A 25704-nucleotide genomic window follows, 5' to 3' on the forward strand; every position below is an offset into this window, starting at 1 on the left:
AATGTTGGTTTCGGTTTTTTAGTTGCTTGTTTAAACGTTAGGCTTCTTTAACTGAGACTTAGCTAGCCAAAGGCAACGCTTTGGTCACTTGAACCGTAATCGTCTCTGTGCTGGTTACGCCTGCCGCGTTGATCAGCTCAGCACGGTACGTGTACGTTCCGTTAGCGCGACCGGACAATTCCGTAACCGCACTTTGAGAAGCAGGTGTAGCGGCTTTCAACGCTTGTGTATCAATCAACACATCATTCTCATAGAGACGGTATTCGGTTGCGTTTGTACCCCACCAGAGGTTCATGGATACGTTATAGTTGCCGTCACCATCCCAGTTGTTTTGGGACAACGTAGCTTTGCCTGGAGCAGCATTGGTTACTTGTACCGTCAGCACGTCACTGCGTGTTGTGCCTTTGTCATTGGTCAGCTCGGCTACGTAGGTATACGTACCGTTGGCTTTACCTGTAATAGCTGTTTTGGAGGACTGAGCCGATGGAGAAGCCGCAGACAACTTCTGTGTATCGATCAGAACGCCGTTCTCATACAGTTTGTACTCGGAACCGTTTTCGCCCCACCAGAGGTTCATGCTTACGTTATACGAACCTTCGAACAGGCCAGTGGTATATCCATTATCAGAAGAAAGCACCGGTTTACCCGGTGCTCCTGCAGCTGGAGTGGAAGGCACTTCGCCGCCACCTTGCTCTTCAGCAGGTACAAAATCATTCAAGCTTCTAGGTTTCAATTGATATACATCTTTGAAAATAGCGGAAACGCCTGTGATATCGATTTTGTCCCCAGCAGCATAAGGGAAGGAAGTCTCCGTCACACCTGTACGGGTGTCTACACGGATGTGTGTGCTCGTTCCATCTGCTGCTACCGCGTCGAATTCAAAAGATCCAACTGGTGTAGCACTGATGATATTCTCGATCGTTACATTTTTCAATTGAACCAGTTGACCTTGGTTCGCATCTGTAATTGCAGTAACCTCGATTGGAGCAGGTACGGAAGCCGTACCTGTTTTCTCAATGGCAACGATATCGGTAAGCTCGAACTCGCTGTTATAGATGGTTGTTGCTGCTGTTACTTTCACCTTGTCACCAGCATGGAAGCCGCTAGTATGCTGGAATACGTAGATTCCGGCAGTTTCATCTTGAAGATAGAAGGCTTGTCCACCAAATGCACCCGGCTCTGTCGTCACAACACCTTCAATAGTTACGGTAGTGCCAACAGCTTTGGTGCGTGCTTCAGCAACTGTGATAGCCGCTGGAATCGGTCCTTCTTCTTCCGGAAGCTGTTCTGCTGGCACATTGCCAACGGTCACGGCATTGGTGATCAGGTTGCTGCCATTCAGACGCAGACGCAAGCTGGCAGCGCCAGTTGTACCCGGTTTGATGCGGACGTTCAGGTCTTTGATCCCGCGACCTTGGCTGTCCGAGGTTACACTGAATGTGGAGCTATAGCCGTACGAAGTCGGCCAAGTACCACTTTCATTCTGGATCATGGCTACCTGTGTTCCGCCAGTCAGATAGATGCCGGCACTATAACCGGATACGGTTGTGTTTGGAGCCATGTTCTCCACAACGACACGAATCTGGAAGTCTTCTGCGTTCGGAAGTGTATCCTGTTTCACGAAGCTGTAAGCAGCGTTCGCGCTGGATGCAGGTCCACCGTAAGAACCAGCCTTGAACGTGGAACGATCATACCACTTGTAACCTGCAGCAGGTGCGGCCCAAGGTTCAGCCTGTGGCTCTGTGGAAGCAGCCGGCTCTTCGAATGGCAACAGCGCTGTAGCTGTGTCCAATTCAAGTCCGTTTACTTGACTTAGGCTTGTGTAGTTCTCTTGTGTAGCAAGCCAGTTCACGGTGTTCACGAGCAACACGGCATCATCAGCTTCTTTAAAACCATCATAAGTCGTTTTGCGTGTGCCTGTCTCTTCACGCAAGTATTTTGGCGATGCATCTTCTACTGGAGAGGAGTCACCGATGAAGGCAGCTTTACCTGCACCCAGCTTGGATACAGCCACATAAGGACCTTCTTCGATCCCGCCACCGTTGTAGACACCTTGGTCTACCGCGTTATTCCATTTTGCGTTGGTTTTTGGCAAGTAAACAATACCTTTTGCCTTTTCCGGATCAGTGATTGCGAGTGTTGAACCTGCGTGCATGGCTACACCCGACACCCCTTCTGTGATGCCGAAGGCTTGATCTGCCGGTACAACGATATTGGCATTGATATCGCCAAGTGCGTTATAGCGGAATCGTACGCCGAAGTTATCGGACAACCAGTCCGAACTGGTTATATTTTGCATCGCTTCAGAATTACGCTCATCTGTGCTCATGCCTTTGGCCGGATCTTCGAATGCTCCCCGACGATAGCCGTTGATGACTTCAGAGCCATCCCAGCGGTTTTTGTTACGGTCAGCATTATAGTGATCTCCAACAAAGAAGATGCTGCCACCCGTTTCAACATATTGTTTGAGTGCTGCTTGTTCGGATGTTTTGAAAGGAATTTGAGGCTCTGCAATAACGAATACGTTATACTCTTTCAGATCATCATAGGTAAATGGAGTTGTCTTGCGAAGTTCTTTGACATAATAACCATCATTCGCGAGTGCATTCCCGAAGTCGGAGAAACCTCCATCAATGACCCAGTCTGCAGCTCCAGCCGTTTGGCCGTGAGAGTTGTCGAACAATACTTTTTTACCTGCATTTTGGTTCACAACCTTTGCCTGGATGAACGGTGCCGGGTCTGTCGGTCCTTCCGCATGAACCGATGCATCTCCGTTCCATAATCCGATCTGAAGCGGCAAAGCCATGGACAATGCCAGGAGTGATTTTAAAAATACTCCTCGCATACCTGTTAATTTACCCAACCAAATCCCTCCCAAATATTAGTTGATTCATGAGTTCGTCCATATTCTACCACACGAAAATCTCACATAGTCATAACAATTTGTAAAAATTAACTCGATATTTGTAAAATTGGGTCTTTTGACATATCCATAGGTATTTCGGTCCCGTCATAATCCATTCATTTCTGCGTGTATATTGATTTTACGCAAATAAAAAGCCATCTCTTATGAGATGACTTTGGCCCGAATTCGATTGACGGCATGGAAGACAGAGGATTTAATCATACCTTCACTACGGTTCACCAGCTCTGCTGTTTCCTTAATGGAGTATCCATGGATGAGCCGAAGTTCTAATATTTTACGATGTTCGGTGTTGTTAATATGGGAGACAAGATCATGAACACCCTCGCTAATTTCAAGGTGGGATGTATCGACGTGATGGGTAGGCACCTCTAGACGACTGTCTCGTCTGAGTGTACGGGTCCGCCTGCGGAAGCTGTCCATCGCCAGGTTACGGGCAATGCGTTTGAGATAATAGAGAATGCGATCTTCAGGGATATCCACGGTAACGTTCATTAGTCGAATGAAACAATCCTGTGCCAGATCTTCTGCATCTTGCGGTTGTTTGACGATATGGGATAGATACCTTGTGATTTCTGATTTATAGTTGACATAAGCATCATTAATTTGTGTGCTGTTCATATGATGTGAATCCCCCTTGGATACAGATCAGGCTTGGGTCCGGTCTGGTATAAGTCTCTTATGATTCAAGTATATCGGGAGGTTGTTTCCAAAAGGTTCAGAGTTGTATCGGAGTTGTAACATTTCGTGCTTCCCTCTATTCAAGCATACGGCTTGGGATACAAAATAAAGGCAGATGAAGGAAATTCATAGAGCAGGGAGATTACGAAAGTATCATGAGACAAAAAGAGATTTTAATTATTGAGGACGAGGAGTCCATTCGCGATATTTTGTCCTATTCGTTACGTAAGGAAGGATTTGAGATCAAGGAAGCAGCTACGGGAAAAGAGGGCCTGGATCTGCTTCGGGATTCGAAGCCGGATCTGATCCTGCTGGATCTGATGCTTCCAGACATGAGTGGTTTTGATGTGTGCAGGCAACTATCCGTGAATTCCAAGATACCCGTCATCATGATTACCGCCAAGTCGGACATGCTGGACAAGGTGCTTGGCATGGAGCTTGGGGCGGATGATTATATCACGAAGCCTTTTGATATCCGTGAGGTGGTTGCGCGCATTCGGGCGATTTTTCGACGGATTGATCTGATCAGCGAGACACTGGAGAATCAGTCCTATGAGGTGGTAAGGCTAGGCAAGCATATTGAGATCCGCAAGGATGAACGGGAAGTGTGGAAAGACGGGGAACGGGCAGGACTCACGAATAAAGAATATGATCTGTTGTTATTTCTCGTGACCCATCATCGTAAGGTTCATACACGTTCTGAACTGCTGGATAAGGTATGGGGATTTGATTTTGCAGGGGATACCCGAACAGTGGACATTCATGTGCAACGGATTCGTAAGAAACTGGATAGTGGTGTGCAAGGTATTTCGATGATTGAAACGGTATTCGGTGTGGGGTACAAGCTGAATATTCAGGTACAGACATGAAGTGGACGATCCAGTTTAAAATGGTGGTGCTATTCTCGGTCATTGTATTTATCGGATTCTCCGTCCTGCTGATTCTGTCCAATAAGGTAGCCCAGGAGAATATGTACCGGGAAGTGCATGAGGATATGGTGCAATCCAAAAGAAATCTGGATATCGCGCTGAATCAGTACTTCTTGATTCATAATAAACGCATGAGCAGAGACTCGCTCGAAGCAGGAAGTCGCGAGCTCGCGGAGCAGATTGGATCAGCCGTTGGTGGGGAGATTACGGTATACCGTCCCGATGCTTCGCCCTACGGATCTGCTGGTAGCAAGGTTAACGTTGCTAAGCGCTCTGATCATCCTGATGTGGAGGAAGCCATACAATCCCGGATCGCTTATACCACAGTTGTGGATAAAGGTCGGGTCACCTCCAGTCTGTCCTTCCCGCTTCAGATGGATCAACAATTGATTGGAATTGTGCAGTTGGAGAAGGATTACACCGACTTGTACAAACGCAATCTCCGGTTCCAGAATACGATCAAGCTGTTTGCAGCGGTTATTTTTGTATTTGTATTTATCGCATCCATCTTTATTTCCCGGAAAATTACACAACCCATCCGTGTACTGACGAAACGTTCTGCGGAAGTGGCCCATGGAAGTTTGAATGCGGACATTCAGATTACAACCAAGGATGAAATCGGTGAATTGGCTTCAAGCTTCACCGTCATGATTGATCGGGTACGGGAGCAGATTGATGTGATTGAGCGAGAGCGGGACGAAGTGAAGCAAGTACAGGCGCGAAGCAAAGTTTTTTTTGATAATGTGACGCATGAATTGAAGACACCCTTAACGACGATTCTGGGATACGCCCAGATTTTACGGGATAACGGATTTACCGACCAGGACTTTTTCGACAAAGGCATGAATTATATCATCAAGGAAAGCCAGCGTCTTAACACGATGGTTGCGGATATTCTGGAGGTGTCGGTCTCTTCTGCGGTCATTCAGGCATACCGGTTCGAACGTATCGATATATCAGATATTATTCGTGAAGCTTGCGAGGACATGTCGATTAAGGCGAGCAAGTACAATATAGGCATCCACTATGAGTTGGAGGAACATCAGTATTTACAGGGAGATCGGGATAAGTTGAAGGAGGTCTTCCTCAACATCCTGGATAATTCGGTCAAGTACAGTGATGTGAACTCCATTATCGAAGTACAGTCCTTCCGGTTAGGTGATTCTATTGCTATTGTGATCCGTGATCAGGGGGAAGGAATCGGAGCTGAAGCGCTCCATCATGTATTTGAACCCTTTTACCAGGATAAAGGAATCAACAGAGCCGAGAAGGGCAGCGCCGGACTGGGCTTGTCTATTGTGAAGAACATCGTTGAGCGTCATGGAGGAACAGTGGAGATGAAGAGCATCATGCGGGAAGGGACACAAGTGAATATCAGTCTTCCGGGGGAAATGAACGCATGAGACATCCTGGATTTTGGCGTAAAAACCGTGACAGATTGATGCTGTCAGGGTTGTTGATCGCATTTGTCAGCGGAATTTTTGGGATTGGGAGCCTGTTCAGTCTCGGAAATCTCAAACCAAGAACGGTGATTTTGCCAAGTGAGCAGTTCAACAGCCGTCTGGCACCACCACCTAGCAGTACGATTCAGATCGAGTCGGCTACCAAGATTCCAAATGACTTTGCGATCTTTGATTTTGAAGTGTTAGACCGGAATACGATTATATTTAATCAACCGGAATTTTCCTATTCAGGGCTCAAGCTGTCTCTCCTGCATCTGGATGATAAGGAAGTGAAGAACATTGCGGCTAATACGGATTACGGTGTAACGATCAGTCCGGATCACAAAAAAATCATATACTCCCAGTATCGGGCAGGTCAGACGCAGAAGACAACGTATGAGTATATGATACAGAGCGGGGAACGTCGCAAACTTCCGTACGACAACTCGTATTATCGAGTGTTTGTAGGGAACGACTCCTACATCGGTCAGGATGATCTGTCATTTAAACAAGTTGATCTGAGCCAGGGGAAGAGTCATGTCATCTACACGTATGAAGAGCTGATGAGCATGTTCACAGGACCAAGACAAGGGAAAGGTTCGAGTGATACGTTTATCGTTATGGATGTGTTGCAGGTCAGTGGGGATCACGAGCAGTTTTATATACTGGTGATGCTGAAAGACAAGTATGCCATCTATCGTGTATCGCTTGAGGATGAGCATGAAGTGAAGGCGTATGCTGCAATGGAAGACATTCAACAGTACAAGTTGCTGAAAAATGGTGACATGCTCATCCAGGGAACGATGAATAAGGTACAGGGCCTGTATCGGTATCATGCAGCAGAGGAGCAGTATGATCTGTTATTACAAGGTTCGATCTGGAGCTTCGATCTGGATGCAGATGAATCCCGAATAGCTTACTTTTTCCCGATGGACAGTCAGAATCAGAAGAATGAGTTGCATGTTGCCTACCTGAATGACAGCAAAATTTCGTCGGATACGGTGATCTATCGCAATATTGATAACTTCATCAGTCTGAAATGGAATGACGATGAATTATTTGCTGTAAGCAGCTCAGTGGATAAAAGTGAAATGTACCGCTTTAGTTTCAGAGCCTGGTAAGCTGCGGAAGGTATACGAATATAAGACCTTGGTCTGATGGAGTGATAGCTGCTCTGCGGACAAGGTCTTTTTGTTATGACATGTTACAAGTTGGATACAACTCCGGCCAGCCCAGATACATCTCCACCCTATAATGAAAAGGGAATGTGCTACGCGAATCTTTTTGAACAACCTCTGTACATATTTAGCAAGTAGAAAGGAAGAAATGTAGTAATGCTTCAAGTTGAACAATTATCCCACTCGTTCCGCAATGGCCAGGGAACCGTGCCGGTGCTTCAGGATATCAACCTGACGATTGGAGAAGGCAAGATGGTAGCCCTGCTGGGCAGTTCTGGTTCGGGTAAATCCACACTGCTGAATCTGATGGCGGGGCTGATGAAACCGGATCAGGGCAAGATTCTCATTGCGGGACAAGATATTGTACGTTTCAGTGAAAATCGCCTGGCTGAGTTCAGGCGCAGTCATATTGGGTTTATTTTTCAATCCTATGAACTGCTGTCCAATCTTACGATCCGGGAAAATGTAGAATTACCCTTGGTGTTTATGGGGATAAGCCCTTCGAAACGCAAAGCAAAAGCATTGAAGTTGCTGGAACAAGTGGGACTGGGTGAAAAAGCAAACTTGTTCCCGTCCCAGTTGTCGGGCGGCCAACAACAACGTGTCAGTATTGCACGTTCGCTTATTACCGAACCCTCGGTTATCTTTGCAGATGAGCCTACCGGGAATCTGGATACCGAGACGGAGGAAGAGATTATTGCGATTTTGCAGCAGCTTAACCGGGATATGAATACAACCTTTGTCATTGTGACACATGAAGCAGAGGTCGCGGAGCAGATGCAAGTTGTGCTTACACTGCAACATGGAATACTGGTCGAAGAGGCTGTAAGGGAAGTTTGAGGCAAAAGGAGAGGAAATGTGAGAATACGGGATGTAGCACGTATGGCCTGGGGACAGATCATTCGCAGAAAAATGGTCACACTGCTGTGTATGATGGGGCTGTCCATTGGTTCTGCCGCCATGATTATTGCACTTAGCGTAGGGCAGTCCGTACAGACCTATAGCGAGAAAACATTGAACGACAATTACAAGATGGATGAAATCACGATTACGCCCAATGAAGGCATACGTACCGGGAACGGCAAGGGGAATAGTCAGACATCGAAGTTTGAACGAGGAGCTTTGACGTTGGAAAAGATTCAGATTATCCAAAGACTTCCCCATGTTGTTGCCGTGGCTCCCATGTTAAAGCTGGATTCGCTGGAAATGGTGCTTCCGGATGGTCGCAGCACGTATGTTGAGGTCATTGGTACCCAGCTGGAGACCCTGGGCGGGTTTGGATACAAGTATGCTGAGGGACGTGGGGCAGAGGATGGTCGTATGGCGGTAACCAGTTATGGGGCTGCATTCGGACTCGTGGACCCCAAAGTAACTCAGAAGTTATTCGAGCAGTTGAATGCTGATCCATATAACAACGAGCTTTTGGAACAGTTTATGGAAATGTCCGCCAAGCAGGATCAGCTGGTTCAGCAGCTGGTTCAGTTCCGATATGAAGATTATGCGAATGCAAGCAAAACCAAAATGAGTGGCTCTATACGCGTGTCTGGAGAGTTGACGAAGCCTTCCAACATGGATGAGATGAGCGCTCAAAACGATAAAAAAGTATATCTGCCGCTCGATACAGCTCGTGCATTGCAGGATGAGCTTGGATTACAGCAGGCCGACAGCAGTGCGGTCAAGCATCTTAACTCGGCTCTGGTCAAGGTTGAGGACAAACGTTATGTATCCCAGGTGGAAGAACAGATTAAAAAGCTGACTTTAAATACACAGAGTAATCTGTTCCAGGAAGAAGCGATGTCAGGTCAACTGGCAATGTACCAAAAAGCGGCATTGGGAATCGGCGGTTTTATCATGCTGCTGGCCTCATTATCCATTATTGTAGCGATGATTATGTCTACGCATCAGCGTCGTAAACAGATTGGTGTGATGAAGGTGCTGGGCGCAAATCTGTGGCAGATCCGTCAGATGTTTATTACGGAAGCAGCGATGCTTGGATTAATGGGCGGCGTGGCTGGTGTGGGGATTGCCTTTGCTGCCCTCGGCGGGGTGAACAGTCTGCTGGCGAGTCAGATGGCAGATCAGATGAATGGTCCGATGACCGTCGTTATTCAGCAATCCGCTCTGCCACTCGGCATCGTTTTTGCTGTTCTGGTTGGCATTGTATCAGGTATATATCCGGCAATCAGCGCATCTCGAACCAATGCATTAACTGTGATCAAATCAATGTAATTTTATCAGCGAAAGGGAAATTGGGCACATGAAGAAATGGATTAAAATCATCATCACCGTTGTACTTTTGGCAGGTGCAGGGTACTGGTTGTATGAAAAGTACAAGCCAAAACCGGAGGCACCTATAGAGATTCCGCCCCCGATTACTTTTGATGTGACACAGGAAACGATGACGCAAACGATACAGGTGAAAGGGAAATCCGTATACACCGATCAGACGGATATCTTCGCTCCGTATGCTTCCAACATCAAGCAGTGGCACGTGAAAAGTGGTGAGCAGGTGAGCAAAGGCGATATCCTGTTTACCCTCGACACTTCCACGTTACAAACAGAAGTAGAACAGTTGCAGAGTGATCTGGAGAAAGCCCAGCTGGAAAATAAGATGAATCAGGTTAGCCTGGATCAGGCGAATATGAGTGAGACGCTTGGCGTGACGGAAGAGGAGCGCAAGAAGGCATTTGCAGATCGGGAAGGTAAACGCCTGACGAATGAATTGAATCAAAAAGCGCTGGTCCTCAAGGAGAAGGAGATACAGAAAAAGCAGGCAGTAATAAGTAAGTCTGTTGTGTATGCTTCCGCTTCCGGTATATTTCAGATGAATGAAGAGGATAGCAAGACACGTGCGGTGACGGAAGGACAGCTGATCGGGTCCATTACAAATATCAGCAAACTGAAATTTATGACGATTGTTGGTGAGGAAGAAATGTTCAGGCTCAAGGTGGGCATGCCGGTTAAGGTGCGAATGACAGCACAGAAAGACCTGCAATTCACCGGGAAGGTGAGCAAGGTATCCAAATTCGCCCGCAAGAGTACGGATACGGACCTCAAGCAAGCATCCCAGTTTGACGTGGTCATTGATCTGAAGCCTGACGCCAGAATGTATGGAGGCGTGAGTCTGGAAGGCGATATCGAGACGATGCGGAAGGATAAAGTGACGGTTGTGTCCAGCCTGGCGATTATGCGGGATCAGACCGAGCCTTACGTACTGTTAGACAAGGGCAATGGACAGACCGAGCCGCTGACGATCCAGGCTGGAATGGAATCGGGGGACAAGACGGAAGTAGTTAGTGGCTTGAAACCGGGAGACATTGTCGTTTTGCCTTAGATGTAGGAATTTAAGAATAAGGCATTATATGTAATGACTAGCTAGACGAGCGGGTAAATTCGGCATTGTAAAACACGAGGTTCATTGTGGCAGATTGCCAGGATGGACCTCGTGTGTCTTTTGGAGCAAGGGATGTCCAGAATCCTGCCTGAATTATGGAAAAAAATATAATTAAATTTATATAATTCAATTTACAGTAAAATTTACATGTCGTATAATCAGAACATAAGGAGGTGACACCAAACATCATGTTTGTAGATGGATAGGCGAAGGCCTTTTTTTTAACTGTTTGAAGAAAGCGCTTACCGAATTTAGGATTCAGACATCCCATACGTCATTTTTCACACTTCTTCATGTCTAACACACGTTCAACCACACCCACCATATTATACTCATTCACATGATTCGCCCTCACACACCATTTGTTTGCTCAAGATTCCAGTGATACAACCATTTCTTTTGGAGGTGATACAACCAACTCATCCGAACGTTCTCTTCGTGCTAAGCATCATAATGACACAGAGGATCAGACATGAGTACAACCCAATCTAACTAAAGGAAAGGTGGAACTATGAAGACTAAATTGAAAACCAAATCGAGAGGTAAGAAGATCCTGCGCAAAGGTGTAAAGCAAATGTTGGCAGCAACGCTGCTCGCGGCGGGGATTTTCCCTGGACTGTCTCCAGGCTTGGCTCAGGCGGCTGAAGCACATGTGGATAATCCATTTGTAGGGGCAACGGCCTATCTGAATCAGGACTATTCAGCTCTCGTGGATACGTCCATTGCACTGACCAACGATGCGTCGTTGAAGGCCAAGATGGAGACCGTCAAATCGTATCCAACCGCAGTATGGGTTGACCGGATTGCTGCAATCTATGGCGGTACGGACAACGCTGGTCGCAAAAGTGTAGAGCAACATCTTGATGCCGTTCTCGCTCAAAAGAAACCGGGTACACCGATCACCGCTTCGTTTGTTATTTACAATCTGCCCGGACGGGATTGTCATGCACTTGCATCAAATGGTGAACTTCCACTAACACAGGCGGCACTGCAGACCTATAAAACGGATTATATTGATGTGCTCGCAGATATCTTCGCAGATCCGAAGTATCAGGATATTCGCATTATTGCTGTCATTGAACCGGACAGTCTGCCTAACCTTGTGACCAACCTGAGTACACCAGCTTGTGGTCAAGCCAGCTCAACAGGTATCTATGAGGCGGGTGTGAAGTATGCACTGGACAAGCTGCACGCCATTCCGAATGTGTACAACTATCTGGATATCGGTCACTCCGGCTGGCTTGGCTGGGATAACAACCGCTCTGCAGCAGTCGCGCTGTATACAAGTGTTGTACAAGGGACAGCCGCGGGTCTGAGCAGTGCAGATGGTTTCATTACGAATACAGCGAACACCACACCGTTGGGAGAGCCGAACCTGTCCAACCCGGATCTCAATATCGGTGGACAACCGATTAAATCGGCCAAGTTTTATGAGTGGAATCCTTATTTTGACGAAACCGATTTCACTGCTGCGCTGTATGCCGATTTCGTACAAGCCGGCTGGCCAAGCAGCACAGGTTTCCTGATCGATACTAGCCGGAACGGCTGGGGCGGGGTAGACCGTCCAGCATCCGCTACGGGCAGCAACATTAATGATTATGTGAATTCCGGACGTGTAGATCGCCGGGAGCATCGGGGGAACTGGTGTAATGCCAGTGGCGCAGGTATTGGTGAAGCACCTAAGGCTGCACCAGGACCAGCGCATCTGGATGCTTATGTATGGGTGAAACCTCCGGGTGAATCCGATGGCTCCAGCTCCGAAATTCCGAATAACGAAGGCAAAGGTTTCGACCGGATGTGTGATCCAACCTTCACAACTCGGGATGGTGTATTAACAGGTGCGTTGCCTAATGCTCCGGTATCGGGTCACTGGTTCCATGATCAATTCGTGGCACTGGTGAAAAACGCATTCCCTGTACTTCCTGCAAGTAACGGTGGAGGCAACCCTCCGGGTGGAACAACAGCTCCGGCAGCACCAGCAGCATTGACAGCTTCTGCCGGTAACGCTCAAGTCTCCTTGACGTGGACTGCTTCCACAGGGGCTACAAGTTATAGTGTGAAGCGGGCACTAAGTGCATCAGGTCCATTCACAACAGTTGCAGCTAATGTAAGTGGAACATCTTACAGCAACACCGGTCTGATCAATGGTACAACCTATTATTATGTGGTAACGGCAACAAATGCAGTAGGTGAAAGTGTTAACTCTGCAACAGCAACAGCTACACCTGTTGCAGGTGTAACGGCGCCAGCTGTACCGACTGCTCTCACAGCAACTGCAGGCAATGCACAGGTGAGCCTGACGTGGACCGCTTCTACAGGTGCAACAAGTTATGATGTGAAACGCGCACTGAGTGCAACAGGTCCGTTCACAACGATCGCCGCGAATGTGAGCGGTACGTCCTACACAAACACTGCCCTCACGAACGGCACAACGTATCATTATGTGGTAAGTGCAGTGAATGCAGCAGGGCAAAGCGCCAATTCCGCTGTAGCTTCCGCGACACCTCAAAGTGTCGTTGTACCAACCAGTGACCTTGTTGTGCAATATCGTGCTGGAGATACCAATGCTCAGGATAGCCAGATCAAACCGTATTTCAACATCAAAAATCTGGGTAGTACTGCTGTGAATCTGAGTGATCTGAAGATCAGATACTACTTTTCCAAAGAAGGCTCGGCTGCGATGGATTCTGCCATCGATTACGCTCAAGTTGGTGGAGCCAATATCCAGCGGACCTTCACAGACTCGTATGTGGAGCTGAGCTTCACATCTGCCGCTGGCAGCATTCAGGCTGGTGGACAGACTGGAGACATCCAGCTTCGCATGTACAAAACGGACTGGTCCAACTTTGACGAGACGAATGACTACTCTTTCGATCCAACGAAAACATCCTATCAGGATTGGAACAAGGTAACACTCCACCAAGGTGGAAACCTGGTATGGGGTATTGAGCCTTAAACTTTATTTGTAACAGTCTTAACCGCGATCCTCTGTGTGTTAGAGGATCGCGGTTTTTTGCTATGCATTACAAGAGTCATTCTAGATTGAAGTTCTCACATGAAAATGTATTTAGAATCGCTTGAAGATCCGTAATTAGGGATGTAAGAGCGGGCGTATCAGGCTGGGCTGTCCTCTGGTCATGAAAATAATCAAGGGGAGGGGCAACCCTCTTTCTTTCTAACGAACAGAGGGCACACTATTTAGTTGAATTGATACAGTTGAAAATTCTAACGAATCGTAGACACGCTATTCAGTTAATTTGGGTGGATTTTGCCCCGTTTAGACCCGATTTGGTCCAAATAAGGTTGCTGAGATTCGTTAGGATTCGTTGTTGGAGTTTAACGCCCCAATAGGGTGTGTGAGACTCGTTAGAAAAAACTTGGCGGTGAGCTTAAATCACCCTTCCGACCGAAGCGTCATCGGGTTGATTTTCCAAATGACTCCTAAAAACACTGATTATTAATCGTTTTGGACGGATATTTGCCTAGGGTGTGGCAGGCAGGATGTCTATAATAGAACCCGATGGGCGGGATCTCCTCGCTCCGATTGGAAAGAGAATGGAAGGGGGACGGCACTCTGGTAGTCGGGCAAGCTGATTTCTCTTTTTTAATTTTGTAAGCGTAATCATTATGGGTTGAAACCTTCTTTCGAAGAAGGTCTGTGTGGATTAACGAACGTCCAATCATCATCAATGTGTATATGCGTTACCCATTCTGTCTCAAGGAGCGTGAAGGTGGATGAACTTAGAAACAACAGCGCCGGTACATAAAGGATCGGCTTCAAGTCAGCAATCCGGTCGCAGGAAGGCTCGTATGCCACTTGCAGCCAAGGTGCTCTCTTCGGCACTTAGCGTAGCTTTGCTCATTGGAGGAACAGCTGCCGTTACGGGAGCGGAAGCTTCCAACGGTAATGGGGCGACGGAGAGTGGCCTGCAATCACATAAGGGGGGCAGTCACATGAAAGAGATTCAACTGGAATATCTGGATCGAGGTCTGGTGGCTGCTTCGACATCTGAAGGTGTGTTTCTCAGCTGGAGATTGCTGGGTGATGAGGCTACAGGGTATAGCGACAAAGGGCTGACAGGTACGGACTTTAACGTCTATCGTGATGGCAAAAAGATCGCTACCGTCACCGACAGCACCAACTATGTAGATGCAACGGGCAAATCGTCTTCCCGTTATGAAGTGGCAGCGGTGAACAAGAAGGGCAAGGAGAGCAAACGCAGTGCATCCGTCAAACCTTGGGCGAACGGGTATGTGGATATTCCACTGCAAAAACCTGCTGATGGCGTGACGCCGGCCGGAGAAGCCTATACGTATTCTGCCAATGACATGAGCGTGGGTGATGTGGATGGGGATGGCCAATATGAGTTTTTCGTCAAATGGGACCCTTCCAACGCCAAGGACGTATCGCAAAAAGGATACACCGGTAAAACCTACATTGATGCTTACACCTTGGACGGACAGTTGCTGTACCGAATCGATCTTGGGGTCAACATCCGTGCAGGTGCTCATTATACACAGATGCTCGTTTATGATTTTGACGGGGATGGCAAAGCTGAGATGATGTTCAAGACCGCTCCGGGAACGAAGATTATCAAATATAACAAAAAAGGAAAAGTAACCTCCGAGAAGTACATCACGCTTCCGAAGCAGGATCGCAAGGCAGGGTACTCGAACGAAGATGATTATCGTTTAAGTGCTGATGGGTACTACGATCACGTGGTGGATATGTTCAGAAATTGGCATAAACATGATGAGGTTGTGAAGGGGAACTGGCCTGCGACGTTGGAAGAGGCTTTTGGAATGGAGAAAAAGTATAACTATCCATTATCTCAGCAGGATGCCGAGAGCTTGGCCGATTACTTCATTGATGTCTATGCGGTAGAACGTAGCAACCGAAATGAGTTGCGCAAGTTTGAGGGTTTTATCGTGGATGGACCGGAGTACGTTACAGTATTTGAAGGTAAATCAGGTAAAGAGCTGGAAACCATTCCCTATGAACCTGAGCGTCATGATGATGGCCTGATGTGGGGCGATTATGCGATGGCACGGATCGAACCCGGGAATCGGGTAGACCGTTTCCTGGCAGGCGTGGCGTATCTGGACGGCAAGAAACCGTCTGCAATCTTTGCACGCGGATACTATACACGTTCGACGATGGTTGCCTACAATTGGGACGGCAAGAAGCTGAAAAAGGAATGGAAAGTGGACAGCGGCTGGACGCCAATGAAGAACCCATTCAATGACGGACCACACGGCGTAGATGGTACAGATCCGCAGTATGGTTCCATCACAACTCAGGGTGCGCACTATTTCAGTGTGGCGGATGTGGATGGAGACGGCAAACAGGAGATCATCTATGGCTCCGCTACAATTGATCATGACGGCAGCGTGTTGTACAGCTCCACAGACCTGATGCCTGCCGAGAGTGCTGCACCGGGAACGATTGCCCGTCTGGGTCATGGGGACGCACTTCATGTGGCAGATATTGACCCGGATCGTCCGGGACTTGAGATTTTCATGGTACACGAGGGTGGTCCGTGGGCTCCATATGGCTACTCCTTACGGGATGCGAAGACCGGAGAAGTGATCTATGGTGGATACACAGGGAAAGATACGGGACGCGGCATGGTGGGGGATGTTGATCCAACCCGTCGCGGTCTGGAGACATGGGCTGTAGGCTTGTGGACAGCACAGGGGCAGAAAATCAGTGATCAGGCACCGGGCACGAATATGAATATCCGTTGGTCTGGTGATATGACGACACAGATCGTAGATGGTGCGATTGATGTTACCCCAACCATCAAGGATTGGAATCGTGGCACGTTGCTGACGGCAACAGGCACATTGACCAACAATCACACCAAAGGTACACCTTCTCTTGTAGCTGATATTTTCGGGGATTGGCGGGAAGAGATGCTGGTGAGAGCCACGGACAGTTCCGCGATTCGTATCTATCTGAGTACCGAGAAGACAGACCGTAAGCTGTATACGTTGATGCATGATGCGATGTATCGCGTGGGCATTGCCGGACAGAACAGTGGATACAACCAGCCTTCCTATCCGTCCTTCTACATGGCATCGGATATCGACTGGTCGAAGGTAACGCTACCTAAGTTCTACACGCCAGGTAAGGGCGGGAAATAAACAGGCCGGATCCGCAATAGTAAGAAAGCGTAAAACTCGATCAGATTTGTAACGTAAAGAAGCGATGTCAATGCTTACGAGTAGGCACTAAAGCATTTTGAAGTGCTCTATAGCTCTGGAGTCTCCCATGTGTCTCGGCACATGGAGGCTTCAGAGCTTTTTTACATGAGGCTCTGCGGGTAGAGCTTGGTGTGTTCCAATCCATCCGTGTTACATCATTCTTTTACATCGTTGAAGTTTAGATGCTCGGTAGAAGCGAACGCTTCAATGGTGTAGTTTCCTTGATCATGGATTAGTGTGGTGATAGAGCACTCAGGGATCAATTGGTTCTGCATAGCTATAAAATCGGAATGCAAGACGTTAAGCTCGCGCTCGGTAAAGGTTTGCACCAGAAAATCAGTAATGAGTCCTCCATGTGCAACGACAATAATGTTACGGTTCTCCTGCTCTTCATTAGCCAATTCGGTCAGGAGGGAGGCCAGACGTTCACCAGCCTGTTTTGCCGAGTCACCGACCGGTGGAATGTAATCGGGGTCAGATGTGCATCGATCCCACATCGCAATGAATTCTTCGAATGATTGATCGGGACAATCTCCCCAATTGGCACGTTCACGCAGGCGAGGATCTTCGGTTATATGGGCATGGGTATGGCGGGCAATCATATTTGCAGTTTCTTGGGCACGCCGAAGTGGGCTGGTAAGAATTTTAGTAACAGTAAGGGCAGCTCTGGCAAAATGAAGTGCTGTGGCTTCGGCTTGTAACGCCCCTTCGGAAGTGAGGGGGACATCACCGATTCGTCGTTCTTTGAGGCCGTGCCTCACCAGATGAAAGGTGGTACTCATAATTGGAAACCTCCTTAAGTAAAAATAGTTCAAACAAATCATTAGATGATAAACTAATTATATATTTGTCTAATTATAAAATACAATCATCATTTGAGTCAGGACGTTTATATCCAACCTACATAATTGTTACAATGGAGAAAAGTGAGGATCGATCGTTGAAGGACTGGAGGTATAGACATGAGCATCTCGAAGCGCTGGACAGGAAGCCTGTATCAGGAGGCATTACGAACAGAGGATTGTGGGCCGCGTTTTTACGCGTACTATTACAAGCAGTGGGACAACTACCGTATGTCCTATCACCATCATGATTCCACAGAGATCATGTATATTATTTCGGGAATGTGCCGGGTGGATGTACAGATGCCGGATGGGAGCTCGGAACATACTGTTCTGAAAAAGGGGCAGTTCATTATGCTCGATGCTGGCGTCCCGCACCGTTTACTGGTGGAAGATGGCGTGCCTTGCCGGATGCTCAATGTGGAGTTTGGATTCTCAGGCTCACCTCCCGGACAGCTATCCATCCGTCAGCTCGCGCTGGAGGAGGAAGAAGTTCACACTCTACTCACTAATGCTTCGCCATATCTGGTACTGCCTGATCCGGAAGAGGTGTACCACATTATGAAAAGTCTGGTGTTGGAACTCGATCAGCGTGGTCTACTGGAGCAAGGAAGATCAACTGTGCCGATGAAGATCATTCCACCAGATGAAAGGTCACATCACCGCGAAGCCCGGAATCTCTCGTCCCCGGAACAGGGTATGCTGGTGCGTACACTGTTTATTCAGTTGCTGGTCCGTGTTGCACGTCTGCGCGGAGAAATGAGCCGGAGTGCGCCAGATCAGGCGGAGCTGTATGTCAAACGAACCATTGAATTCATGCATCACAATATGGATCGCAATATTCAGATGAAGGACATTGCCGCAGCCATCAATCTGCATCCGGGTTATTTGCATCGCATTTTCCGTCAGCACACGCAGCGCACACCAACCGATTACCTGACGATGCTTCGGATGGAGAAGGCCAAGATGCTGCTACAGCAGACGAATATTCCGATTTCTGAAATTTCCGACTATGTAGGAGTAGGCAGTCGTCAGTATTTTCATATGTTATTCAAAAAATATACAGGCCGTACGCCCGTTGAATTTCGCTCCTCGATGGAACGACATGTCAGTCAGTACCCGACGAATGAATAAGTTAGGATTTTTGACAACAGAGACTTGAACAAGTCATGATTTTGATAACGCTTCCCCTATTGGCGTTGGTACAATGATTTCATGAAGAGAGTCATTAACCGAAGCGAAAGATTCGGATTAGGGGAGGACATAGACATGACGTTTAAAGTGGCGTTTATCGGGGCAGGAAGTATCGGATTTACACGGGGATTGCTAAGGGATTTGCTGACGGTACCAGAGTTTAACAACATTGAAATTGCATTCTGTGATATTAACCAGCACAATCTCGATATGGTGACTGAGCTATGTCAGCGGGATATCCGTGAGAATGGATTGAATATTCAGATTCAGCCGACAACGGATCGGAAAGAAGCGTTAAAAGATGCGAAGTATGTACTGTGTACGATTCGTGTTGGGGGACTGGAAGCTTTTGCAACCGATGTGGATATTCCACTGAAATATGGGGTGGACCAATGTGTAGGCGATACGCTGTGTGCAGGTGGCATTATGTATGGACAACGCGGAATCGCTGAGATGCTGGATATCTGTAAAGATATTCGTGAACATAGCGCACCTGACGTGCTGCTCTTGAACTATTCCAATCCGATGGCAATGCTCACATGGGCCTGCAATAAGTATGGCGGTGTGCGGACGATCGGACTGTGTCATGGCGTACAGCATGGTCATCATCAGATTGCGGAAGCTTTTGGATTGAAAAAGAGTGAAGTGGATATTGTCTGTGCCGGCATCAACCATCAGACCTGGTATATCCAGGCTTCTCATGAGGGCAAAGACCTTACAGGTGATCTGCTCGAAGCTTTCGAGAAACATCCAGAGTACAGCCGCACCGAGAAAGTGCGGATTGATATGCTGCGCCGCTTCGGCTATTACAGTACGGAATCGAATGGTCATCTGAGTGAATATGTGCCGTGGTACCGCAAGCGTCCGGAAGAGATCAACGAGTGGATCGACCTGGGCAATTGGATTAACGGAGAGACAGGTGGGTATCTGCGGGTGTGTACCGAGGGGCGCAACTGGTTTGAAACTGATTTTCCAAACTGGATGAAGGATGAACCGATGCAATTCATTCCGGAAAAACGGGGTGAGGAGCACGGTTCGTACATTATTGAAGGGCTGGAGACGGGACGTGTCTATCGTGGACATTTCAATACCGTTAATAATGGAGTAATCTCGAACCTGCCAGATGATGCAATTATTGAGGCACCGGGATATGTGGATCGCAACGGTATCTCCATGCCGCATGTAGGGGATCTGCCCCTTGGCCCGACGGCGGTATGTAATGTGAGTATCTCCGTGCAACGTCTTGCGGTTGAAGCTGCGGTGAACGGAGACGACCAATTACTTCGTCAGGCGTTCATGATGGACCCGCTCGTGGGTGCCGTATGTAATCCGAAGGAGATCTGGCAGATGGTCGACGAGATGCTGGTTGCACAGGCCCAGTGGTTGCCGCAGTACGGGGTTGCGATTGCAGCCGCAGAAGCAAGACTTGCTTCAGGTGACTTGATTCCAACGAAGGAATATGAAGGTGCAGCACGTCTTAAGGTGAAAACGGTGGAAGAAATGAAACAGGACCGCGACGCTGCGAACAAAAATGCAGGAGAATCCGATAAAGGGAAAGATCGCGAGAAAGTGCAGCAATAGATAAGAATGCGTAAGGGTCTCTCCGAAATTGGAGGGGCCCTGTTTGTTTTTATTTTTTTTCGACACCACGGATAACAAAGGCAAAAGAAGTATCACCCAAGGAAACCTGCGAATTTTGAGGGGATATCCACCGGGCAAAGGCTCCATAATAATGAGTTCATTTTTCCTGTTCCAACTGGAATGAACCTTCTCGCAAAGAGATGGGACGTGCCTTCCCATTTACATACTCGACCAGAGTGAACTCGTCAGGTGGTACATTTGTATCCAGATGAAAAGCAAGTGAGGAATATTGCTCGATTTGAAGTATCTTTACCATGCGTTACATATTACCTTTACAGACATAGTAATATGTCTTATAGTATACGCAGGATGGAAGAAAGTCGGTGAAGCTCGCAGATGGATGTGCAAGTGATTAACAGTGATCTGATTCGGGGCAATATTGACCCCATCATTCTCAGTGTACTTATACCCGCAGATAACTATGGCTACAGCATCATTAAGGAGATCTATCGCAAGAGCGGAGAGCAGTTTGAACTGAAGGAACCCACGCTTTATTCCAGTTTGAAGAGGCTGGAGAAGAGTGGATATGTGGAGTCCTACTGGGGGGAAGAGACGCAGGGAGGACGACGCAAATATTACCGGATTACAACGCAAGGCCTCGAAGCCTACAGAGAGCAGGTTCAAGCTTGGCATGCAGCCAAGGCACTGATTGATTGCATGATTGTCACTGGAGAAAAAGGAGATGAAGACCTATGAGATTGGATGCTCGCATCACCCGTCATGTGAATCGGCTGTTCGCTCACGCACAAGATACATTGGACAATCGGGAATTAAAAGAAGAGATTCACAGTAATCTCGCTGCGCGGATTGACGACTATATCTCGCAGGGGATGAGTGAAGAAAAGGCATTCCAGACCGCGATTCAGCATATCGCTGGTATGGATCAAGTGATGAGTGACCATCGAAGGGTACAACGTGTTCCTTACTGGACAGCGTTGTTGCAGTCTGCTCTGATTTATAGCCTTATAGCCTGGATCATAACCATTCCAACGAGAGTGGTGATGCAAGGCTCCGCCATAAACAACCTGCTTATGCTCGTGAGCCTCCTTGTTGGGGGGGCATATGTATTGTATATGTTGACCAACAGGACGAATGATCCAGCAACTTCAGTGCAAACCACAGTGATTCGAACCCATGCCTTCATGCAGTGGAATCGCAGAATTTGGTGGTTGTGGGCGGTGTTCATGATTGTACTATGGGGAACGCAGGCGGCGTTGCGATTTGGAAGCAACATCTGGTTTAATCGACCCATTCAAGTGGATGGACCTTATCAGTTTGCTGTGATGGCGATTGCCTTTGCTATCCCGTTACTGAGCGTTATTATTCCTTTGGTAGTGCATCGTGCGTATCGGATCATTAGCAAATATGAAGTGAGTGATGTGTCATGAGAGGGAAAAATATATGGATTATTGCACTCATTGTTCTCGGTGTGGTTGGCCTCGTGTTCGTTGAGGGGTTCGTTAATCCGAGGAACGAGGCAAAGCAGAATCGATATGAAGCAGAACAGCAAAATCCGCTGACGCATGATTTTACCGCCTTAGCCAAATATCGCAGTCCCTATATGGGTGATAATTCAAACCTTAGTCATCTGAATCAGGCTTTACCATTACGTGAAAGATTGAATGGTTACCAACTGTACCCGGAGACGTTCACGGCTCAAGTGAATTATAGCTTGAATACGCATGAGATGGATGCAGAGGAACTTGAGCGGATACTGGTATATAATGCGGTTGCTAACTTTGTGATGATCGATAATCTGGAGCAGGTCGTCTACCAGTTAGAGAATACAAGCCATACCTTACGTCGTGAAGCCGCCCAACAATGGACAGGTACGGAATTAAAGGAGCTTCAGAACCCGGAATTATGGAATTCGATTGTACGCGACAAGCTGGTGGAACCGGAACAAGTGAAAGAAGCTTTTTCACAAATTGTTGACAATTAAGTTACATGAAATAGAAGGAAATAAGCAAGAGACTCGACTCTTCTTCCATGCTATGTTATTATAAATCTCTGATAACGTGGTAACGAACTAAAGCGTTTGGGTTTTGGTTATAGACATGGAGGGGTTCAAGTTGAGAAAAAAAGCGATTCTACTATTATTCATTAGTATATGTGTATTGATTGTGGCTGGTTGTTCCAGTTCCGCAAGCAAAGACGATAACACGATTGTTGTAGGGATTGATGATAAGTTTGCTCCAATGGGCTTCCGGGACGAGCAGAATGAAATTGTTGGTTTTGATATTGATTACGCACGAGCTGCAGCGGAGAAAATGGGTAAAGAAATTACATTCCAACCAATCGACTGGTCTTCCAAAGAGTCAGAGCTGAACAGTGGCCGGATCGATATGATCTGGAACGGGTACACCATTACGGATGAGCGTAAAGAGAAAGTGCTCTTCACGAAGCCGTATTTGGAAAATAGTCAGGTAGCCATTACCTTGGCAGACTCACCAATTACAAAGCTGGATGAACTTGATGGTAAAAATGTGGGATTACAGGCATTGTCCTCCGCGGCAGATGCACTGGCAGCAAGTCCCCTGAAGGATAAAGTGAAAGCTTCCGAATTTAAGGATAACGTGCTTGCACTGACGGATCTGAAGACAAAACGTCTGGATGCGGTCATCATTGATGAAGTGGTAGCGAGATACTACATGTCCAAAGAAGAGGGAACATTCAAACTGCTGGATGAATCTCTTGCACCAGAACAATATGGAATAGGTATCAAAAAAGGCAATGAAGAGCTTCTGAATCAGCTGCAAAAAGCACTGGATGAGCTCAATGCAGATGGAACAGCAGCTAAAATCTCCACCCAATGGTTGGGTGAAGATAAGGTTCTGAAATAGGCAGGTTACACACCTGATATATAGTTTGAAACAAAACAGACCCCGTATTCCACGCTGGAGCGATTTATGCCCCAGAGGAATGCGGGGTTAACAGATTAGAGGAGATAAAACAATGAGTTGGGATTATCTATCGACCATTTTAAAACCGATGCTAGAGGGTGCGCAGACCACCATTTTCATGTTTTTGCTCGCGATCGTGTTATCCGTGCCGCTTGGATTTGCGGTCACGCTTGCGATGAGAAGCCAGATTAAACCACTGGCGTGGATTGCCCATACGTATGTATACGTGATGCGAGGAACACCGCTACTGCTCCAAATTCTATTCTTCTGCTTCGGTTTACCGTTGCTTCCGGTGATTGGAGAGTATCTGGTGTTTGATCGTTTTGTTGCAGCGGGGATTGCGTTCATCCTAAACTATGCGGCGTACTTCGCTGAAATCTTCAGGGGCGGACTGCTTTCCATTGATAAAGGGCAACATGAGGCAGCGAAGGTACTGGGGTTAACAAAGTGGCAAACGATGACTAAAGTCATTATTCCTCAGATGATTCGTGTAGTATTGCCCGCAACGGCCAATGAATCCATTACGCTCATCAAGGATACGGCACTGCTCTATGCCGTGGCTGTACCTGAGCTGTTGTATTACGCCCAAGCGGCGGTAAATCGCGACTTACAGCTGATCCCTTTCTTCGTGGCAGCGGTTATGTATCTACTCATGACACTCGTGCTCACGGTGCTGTTCAAGGCACTGGAGAAGCGGTTTTCATTTGAATAAATTAAATCTGATCAATCAAAGGACTGTCTGCATATGACACATATAATAGAAGTAAATCAATTGAGAAAATCATTCGGCACACTTGATGTACTGAAACAGGTATCTTTCAACGTGGAACCAGGCGAAGTAATTGCCGTCATCGGACCTTCGGGTTCGGGGAAAAGTACGATGCTGCGCAGCCTGATTCATCTGGAGGATATTTCGGGCGGAACAATTCGTATTCAGGATCAGACGTTGGTTGATAATGGCCGTTACGCGGGTGCCGCAGATATTCGCAAGATGACGGATCGTATGGGTATGGTGTTCCAGCATTTCAATTTGTTCCCGCATCTAACTGTACAAGATAATCTGGAACTTGCACCGAAAACCTTGAAAAAAGAAAACTCCAGCGTCATAAGGTATCGTAGTCTGGAATTACTCGGCAAAGTTGGGCTGTCGGACAAGGCCGATGTCTACCCTGGTAATCTGTCCGGTGGACAGAAACAGCGTGTAGCTATTGCCCGCGCACTGATGATGCAACCGGATATCCTCCTGTTTGATGAGCCAACGTCGGCACTCGATCCCGAACTGACGGGAGAGGTGCTGCGTGTCATCAAACAGCTTGCGCAGGAGAACATGACCATGATGATCGTCACGCATGAGATGGGCTTTGCCCGTGACGTTGCGGATCGTGTATTTTTCATGGATAACGGGGAGATTGCAGAGGCGGGACCGCCAGAACAGATCTTCGGCAATCCAAAGCTTGCGCGTACCCGGACATTTTTGCAGCGGGTGGAAGTGGAAGGATAAAAGACATTCCAATCTAAGAAATATATAAAGAACGCAATCCTATGAGTAATAAGGGATTGCGTTCTTTTTTTTGAAAGTAATAGCTTATGTCCACAGGTATATGTTCCAGATCATCAATACCAGGGTCAACACGATATAAGTTACTACATTCCAATGTGTTCGAAATCGATAAGTGGTATAACTCATGATTCCAAACATAACAATACTAAAACATAATACAGCCACATTATTCCGATAAAAAGCAATAAGTACAAGCATCACAATCATAAGTATATTCATGACTTTATCGATTTTCATCGTAGTGATCCCCCAAAGATATTCAGAAAAGTATTACGACTATAATAATATCTATATGTTAGAGGTATTCTTGATTTGTATCATCACACGGATAAAGGGGTTCTTACATTCATATCCTTGAAGTACAATCTATAAGTAAAGAACAGGGAGGATTTACCTTGGAACATCGCGAAAATGATGTAGATCGTTATTATAACGACACATTTCCACCACCGCCTTATGTAGTACCAAAGACCAATAGTAAGTCGATTGTATCACTAGTTTTGGGGATTCTGTCCGTCACGATTCCTTACGTGGGAATTTTAATCGGAATCGCCGCGATTATATTTGCATCTTTGGCCTTCAAAGAGATCAGAGTTCGCATGGAGCAAGGCAGAGGATTAGCCATTGCTGGACTTGTTTGTGGAATAATCGGTACGGCGATGTATGTATTACTTATTGCATTCGTGCTATTGTTTACTTTCGCTGTCACAGGCTTTGATATGTACTCTACATACTAGAAATATTGAAGTTAGCAAACCTAGATTGTATCTCTAACTAAAAAAGCAAAGGCGTACCTTAGCCAACACCTC

At 47.1% G+C, this 25704-nt stretch carries 22 protein-coding genes; 17 read left to right on the top strand and 5 right to left on the bottom strand.

Annotated features, from left to right (window positions below):
• Nucleotides 1-58: 58 nt before the first annotated feature.
• Nucleotides 59-2845, bottom strand: a complete 2787-nt coding sequence (locus IFU39_RS11795; protein ID WP_397376327.1) for a DUF5689 domain-containing protein — start codon at nt 2843-2845, stop codon at nt 59-61.
• Nucleotides 2846-3067: 222 nt separating this feature from the next.
• On the bottom strand, nt 3068-3544 hold the full coding sequence (locus IFU39_RS11800; protein ID WP_076253376.1) for an RNA polymerase sigma factor: 477 nt from the start codon (nt 3542-3544) through the stop codon (nt 3068-3070).
• Nucleotides 3545-3759: 215 nt separating this feature from the next.
• Here IFU39_RS11800 and IFU39_RS11805 point away from each other — a divergent pair, with 215 nt between their 5' ends.
• The 8 genes from IFU39_RS11805 to IFU39_RS11840 all read left to right on the top strand — a co-directional run bounded on the left by IFU39_RS11805 (nt 3760) and on the right by IFU39_RS11840 (nt 16694).
• Complete coding sequence (locus IFU39_RS11805; protein ID WP_036606313.1) at nt 3760-4473, top strand: response regulator transcription factor; 714 nt, start codon at nt 3760-3762, stop codon at nt 4471-4473.
• Nucleotides 4470-5936, top strand: a complete 1467-nt coding sequence (locus IFU39_RS11810; RefSeq protein ID WP_192132787.1) for a sensor histidine kinase — start codon at nt 4470-4472, stop codon at nt 5934-5936. Before IFU39_RS11805 ends, IFU39_RS11810 begins: the two co-directional genes overlap by 4 nt.
• A complete protein-coding gene (locus IFU39_RS11815; protein ID WP_091015774.1) occupies nt 5933-7096 on the top strand; it encodes a hypothetical protein in 1164 nt (387 codons plus the stop codon). Before IFU39_RS11810 ends, IFU39_RS11815 begins: the two co-directional genes overlap by 4 nt.
• A 213-nt stretch (nt 7097-7309) precedes the next feature.
• Nucleotides 7310-7993, top strand: a complete 684-nt coding sequence (locus IFU39_RS11820; protein WP_091015773.1) for an ABC transporter ATP-binding protein — start codon at nt 7310-7312, stop codon at nt 7991-7993.
• 18 nt (nt 7994-8011) lie between these two features.
• On the top strand, nt 8012-9382 hold the full coding sequence (locus tag IFU39_RS11825; RefSeq protein ID WP_192132789.1) for an ABC transporter permease: 1371 nt from the start codon (nt 8012-8014) through the stop codon (nt 9380-9382).
• Nucleotides 9383-9410: 28 nt separating this feature from the next.
• Nucleotides 9411-10487 carry an efflux RND transporter periplasmic adaptor subunit gene (locus IFU39_RS11830; protein ID WP_192132791.1) on the top strand — a complete coding sequence of 359 codons (1077 nt, stop codon included), beginning with the start codon at nt 9411-9413 and terminating at the stop codon, nt 10485-10487.
• 571 nt (nt 10488-11058) lie between these two features.
• On the top strand, nt 11059-13503 hold the full coding sequence (locus tag IFU39_RS11835; protein WP_192132793.1) for a glycoside hydrolase family 6 protein: 2445 nt from the start codon (nt 11059-11061) through the stop codon (nt 13501-13503).
• Nucleotides 13504-14357: 854 nt separating this feature from the next.
• The gene (locus tag IFU39_RS11840) at nt 14358-16694 is read left to right on the top strand and encodes a rhamnogalacturonan lyase (RefSeq protein WP_192133203.1); all 2337 of its coding nucleotides are present in this window, start codon (nt 14358-14360) and stop codon (nt 16692-16694) included.
• Nucleotides 16695-16909: 215 nt separating this feature from the next.
• Here IFU39_RS11840 and IFU39_RS11845 read toward each other — a convergent pair whose 3' ends face one another.
• The gene (locus IFU39_RS11845; protein ID WP_091015767.1) at nt 16910-17536 is read right to left on the bottom strand and encodes a histidine phosphatase family protein; all 627 of its coding nucleotides are present in this window, start codon (nt 17534-17536) and stop codon (nt 16910-16912) included.
• 180 nt (nt 17537-17716) lie between these two features.
• Here IFU39_RS11845 and IFU39_RS11850 point away from each other — a divergent pair, with 180 nt between their 5' ends.
• Both IFU39_RS11850 and melA read left to right on the top strand, forming a co-directional pair.
• Nucleotides 17717-18730 (top strand): AraC family transcriptional regulator, encoded by a 1014-nt coding sequence (locus IFU39_RS11850; protein WP_192132796.1) that lies wholly within the window; start codon nt 17717-17719, stop codon nt 18728-18730.
• 135 nt (nt 18731-18865) lie between these two features.
• Entirely contained in the window at nt 18866-20371 is a 1506-nt protein-coding gene (gene melA, locus IFU39_RS11855; RefSeq protein ID WP_091015764.1) for an alpha-glucosidase/alpha-galactosidase, read from the top strand.
• Nucleotides 20372-20528: 157 nt separating this feature from the next.
• Here the strand turns inward: melA and IFU39_RS11860 are convergent, their stop codons facing one another.
• A complete protein-coding gene (locus tag IFU39_RS11860) occupies nt 20529-20687 on the bottom strand; it encodes a hypothetical protein (RefSeq protein ID WP_192132798.1) in 159 nt (52 codons plus the stop codon).
• A gap of 80 nt (nt 20688-20767) precedes the next feature.
• Between IFU39_RS11860 and IFU39_RS11865 the strand changes: the two genes are divergently transcribed.
• The 6 genes from IFU39_RS11865 to IFU39_RS11890 all read left to right on the top strand — a co-directional run bounded on the left by IFU39_RS11865 (nt 20768) and on the right by IFU39_RS11890 (nt 24835).
• The gene (locus IFU39_RS11865; RefSeq protein ID WP_091015762.1) at nt 20768-21127 is read left to right on the top strand and encodes a PadR family transcriptional regulator; all 360 of its coding nucleotides are present in this window, start codon (nt 20768-20770) and stop codon (nt 21125-21127) included.
• Nucleotides 21124-21819 carry a permease prefix domain 1-containing protein gene (locus IFU39_RS11870; protein WP_091015760.1) on the top strand — a complete coding sequence of 232 codons (696 nt, stop codon included), beginning with the start codon at nt 21124-21126 and terminating at the stop codon, nt 21817-21819. Before IFU39_RS11865 ends, IFU39_RS11870 begins: the two co-directional genes overlap by 4 nt.
• Nucleotides 21816-22373 (top strand): DUF4825 domain-containing protein, encoded by a 558-nt coding sequence (locus IFU39_RS11875; RefSeq protein ID WP_192132800.1) that lies wholly within the window; start codon nt 21816-21818, stop codon nt 22371-22373. Before IFU39_RS11870 ends, IFU39_RS11875 begins: the two co-directional genes overlap by 4 nt.
• A 130-nt stretch (nt 22374-22503) precedes the next feature.
• On the top strand, nt 22504-23274 hold the full coding sequence (locus IFU39_RS11880; RefSeq protein ID WP_036672520.1) for an amino acid ABC transporter substrate-binding protein: 771 nt from the start codon (nt 22504-22506) through the stop codon (nt 23272-23274).
• 112 nt (nt 23275-23386) lie between these two features.
• Nucleotides 23387-24046 (top strand): amino acid ABC transporter permease, encoded by a 660-nt coding sequence (locus tag IFU39_RS11885; protein ID WP_105600918.1) that lies wholly within the window; start codon nt 23387-23389, stop codon nt 24044-24046.
• Between the two features lie 33 nt (nt 24047-24079).
• Nucleotides 24080-24835 (top strand): amino acid ABC transporter ATP-binding protein, encoded by a 756-nt coding sequence (locus tag IFU39_RS11890; protein WP_192132802.1) that lies wholly within the window; start codon nt 24080-24082, stop codon nt 24833-24835.
• A gap of 84 nt (nt 24836-24919) precedes the next feature.
• Here the strand turns inward: IFU39_RS11890 and IFU39_RS11895 are convergent, their stop codons facing one another.
• Nucleotides 24920-25132: a hypothetical protein gene (locus IFU39_RS11895; protein ID WP_192132804.1), complete on the bottom strand. Its 213-nt coding sequence runs from the start codon at nt 25130-25132 to the stop codon at nt 24920-24922.
• A gap of 158 nt (nt 25133-25290) precedes the next feature.
• Here IFU39_RS11895 and IFU39_RS11900 point away from each other — a divergent pair, with 158 nt between their 5' ends.
• Nucleotides 25291-25632 carry a DUF4190 domain-containing protein gene (locus tag IFU39_RS11900; protein WP_192132806.1) on the top strand — a complete coding sequence of 114 codons (342 nt, stop codon included), beginning with the start codon at nt 25291-25293 and terminating at the stop codon, nt 25630-25632.
• Nucleotides 25633-25704 lie beyond the last annotated feature (72 nt).

This window comes from Paenibacillus sp. CFBP 13594, from assembly GCF_014842675.1.
Taxonomy (GTDB): domain Bacteria; phylum Bacillota; class Bacilli; order Paenibacillales; family Paenibacillaceae; genus Paenibacillus; species Paenibacillus amylolyticus_B.

Excerpts from the sequence above, each read along its gene's own strand:
- IFU39_RS11885 (WP_105600918.1), top strand. The coding sequence starts at position 23,387 with ATGAGTTGGGATTATCTATCGACCATTTTAAAACCGATGCTAGAGGGT.
- IFU39_RS11890 (WP_192132802.1), top strand. The coding sequence starts at position 24,080 with ATGACACATATAATAGAAGTAAATCAATTGAGAAAATCATTCGGCACA.
- IFU39_RS11840 (WP_192133203.1), top strand. The coding sequence starts at position 14,358 with ATGCCACTTGCAGCCAAGGTGCTCTCTTCGGCACTTAGCGTAGCTTTG.
- IFU39_RS11845 (WP_091015767.1), bottom strand. The coding sequence starts at position 17,536 with ATGAGTACCACCTTTCATCTGGTGAGGCACGGCCTCAAAGAACGACGA.
- IFU39_RS11830 (WP_192132791.1), top strand. The coding sequence starts at position 9,411 with ATGAAGAAATGGATTAAAATCATCATCACCGTTGTACTTTTGGCAGGT.
- IFU39_RS11875 (WP_192132800.1), top strand. The coding sequence starts at position 21,816 with ATGAGAGGGAAAAATATATGGATTATTGCACTCATTGTTCTCGGTGTG.
- IFU39_RS11820 (WP_091015773.1), top strand. The coding sequence starts at position 7,310 with ATGCTTCAAGTTGAACAATTATCCCACTCGTTCCGCAATGGCCAGGGA.
- melA (WP_091015764.1), top strand. The coding sequence starts at position 18,866 with ATGACGTTTAAAGTGGCGTTTATCGGGGCAGGAAGTATCGGATTTACA.
- IFU39_RS11850 (WP_192132796.1), top strand. The coding sequence starts at position 17,717 with ATGAGCATCTCGAAGCGCTGGACAGGAAGCCTGTATCAGGAGGCATTA.
- IFU39_RS11860 (WP_192132798.1), bottom strand. The coding sequence starts at position 20,687 with ATGGTAAAGATACTTCAAATCGAGCAATATTCCTCACTTGCTTTTCAT.
- IFU39_RS11870 (WP_091015760.1), top strand. The coding sequence starts at position 21,124 with ATGAGATTGGATGCTCGCATCACCCGTCATGTGAATCGGCTGTTCGCT.
- IFU39_RS11795 (WP_397376327.1), bottom strand. The coding sequence starts at position 2,845 with ATGCGAGGAGTATTTTTAAAATCACTCCTGGCATTGTCCATGGCTTTG.
- IFU39_RS11835 (WP_192132793.1), top strand. The coding sequence starts at position 11,059 with ATGAAGACTAAATTGAAAACCAAATCGAGAGGTAAGAAGATCCTGCGC.
- IFU39_RS11895 (WP_192132804.1), bottom strand. The coding sequence starts at position 25,132 with ATGAAAATCGATAAAGTCATGAATATACTTATGATTGTGATGCTTGTA.
- IFU39_RS11810 (WP_192132787.1), top strand. The coding sequence starts at position 4,470 with ATGAAGTGGACGATCCAGTTTAAAATGGTGGTGCTATTCTCGGTCATT.
- IFU39_RS11800 (WP_076253376.1), bottom strand. The coding sequence starts at position 3,544 with ATGAACAGCACACAAATTAATGATGCTTATGTCAACTATAAATCAGAA.
- IFU39_RS11805 (WP_036606313.1), top strand. The coding sequence starts at position 3,760 with ATGAGACAAAAAGAGATTTTAATTATTGAGGACGAGGAGTCCATTCGC.
- IFU39_RS11865 (WP_091015762.1), top strand. The coding sequence starts at position 20,768 with ATGGATGTGCAAGTGATTAACAGTGATCTGATTCGGGGCAATATTGAC.
- IFU39_RS11815 (WP_091015774.1), top strand. The coding sequence starts at position 5,933 with ATGAGACATCCTGGATTTTGGCGTAAAAACCGTGACAGATTGATGCTG.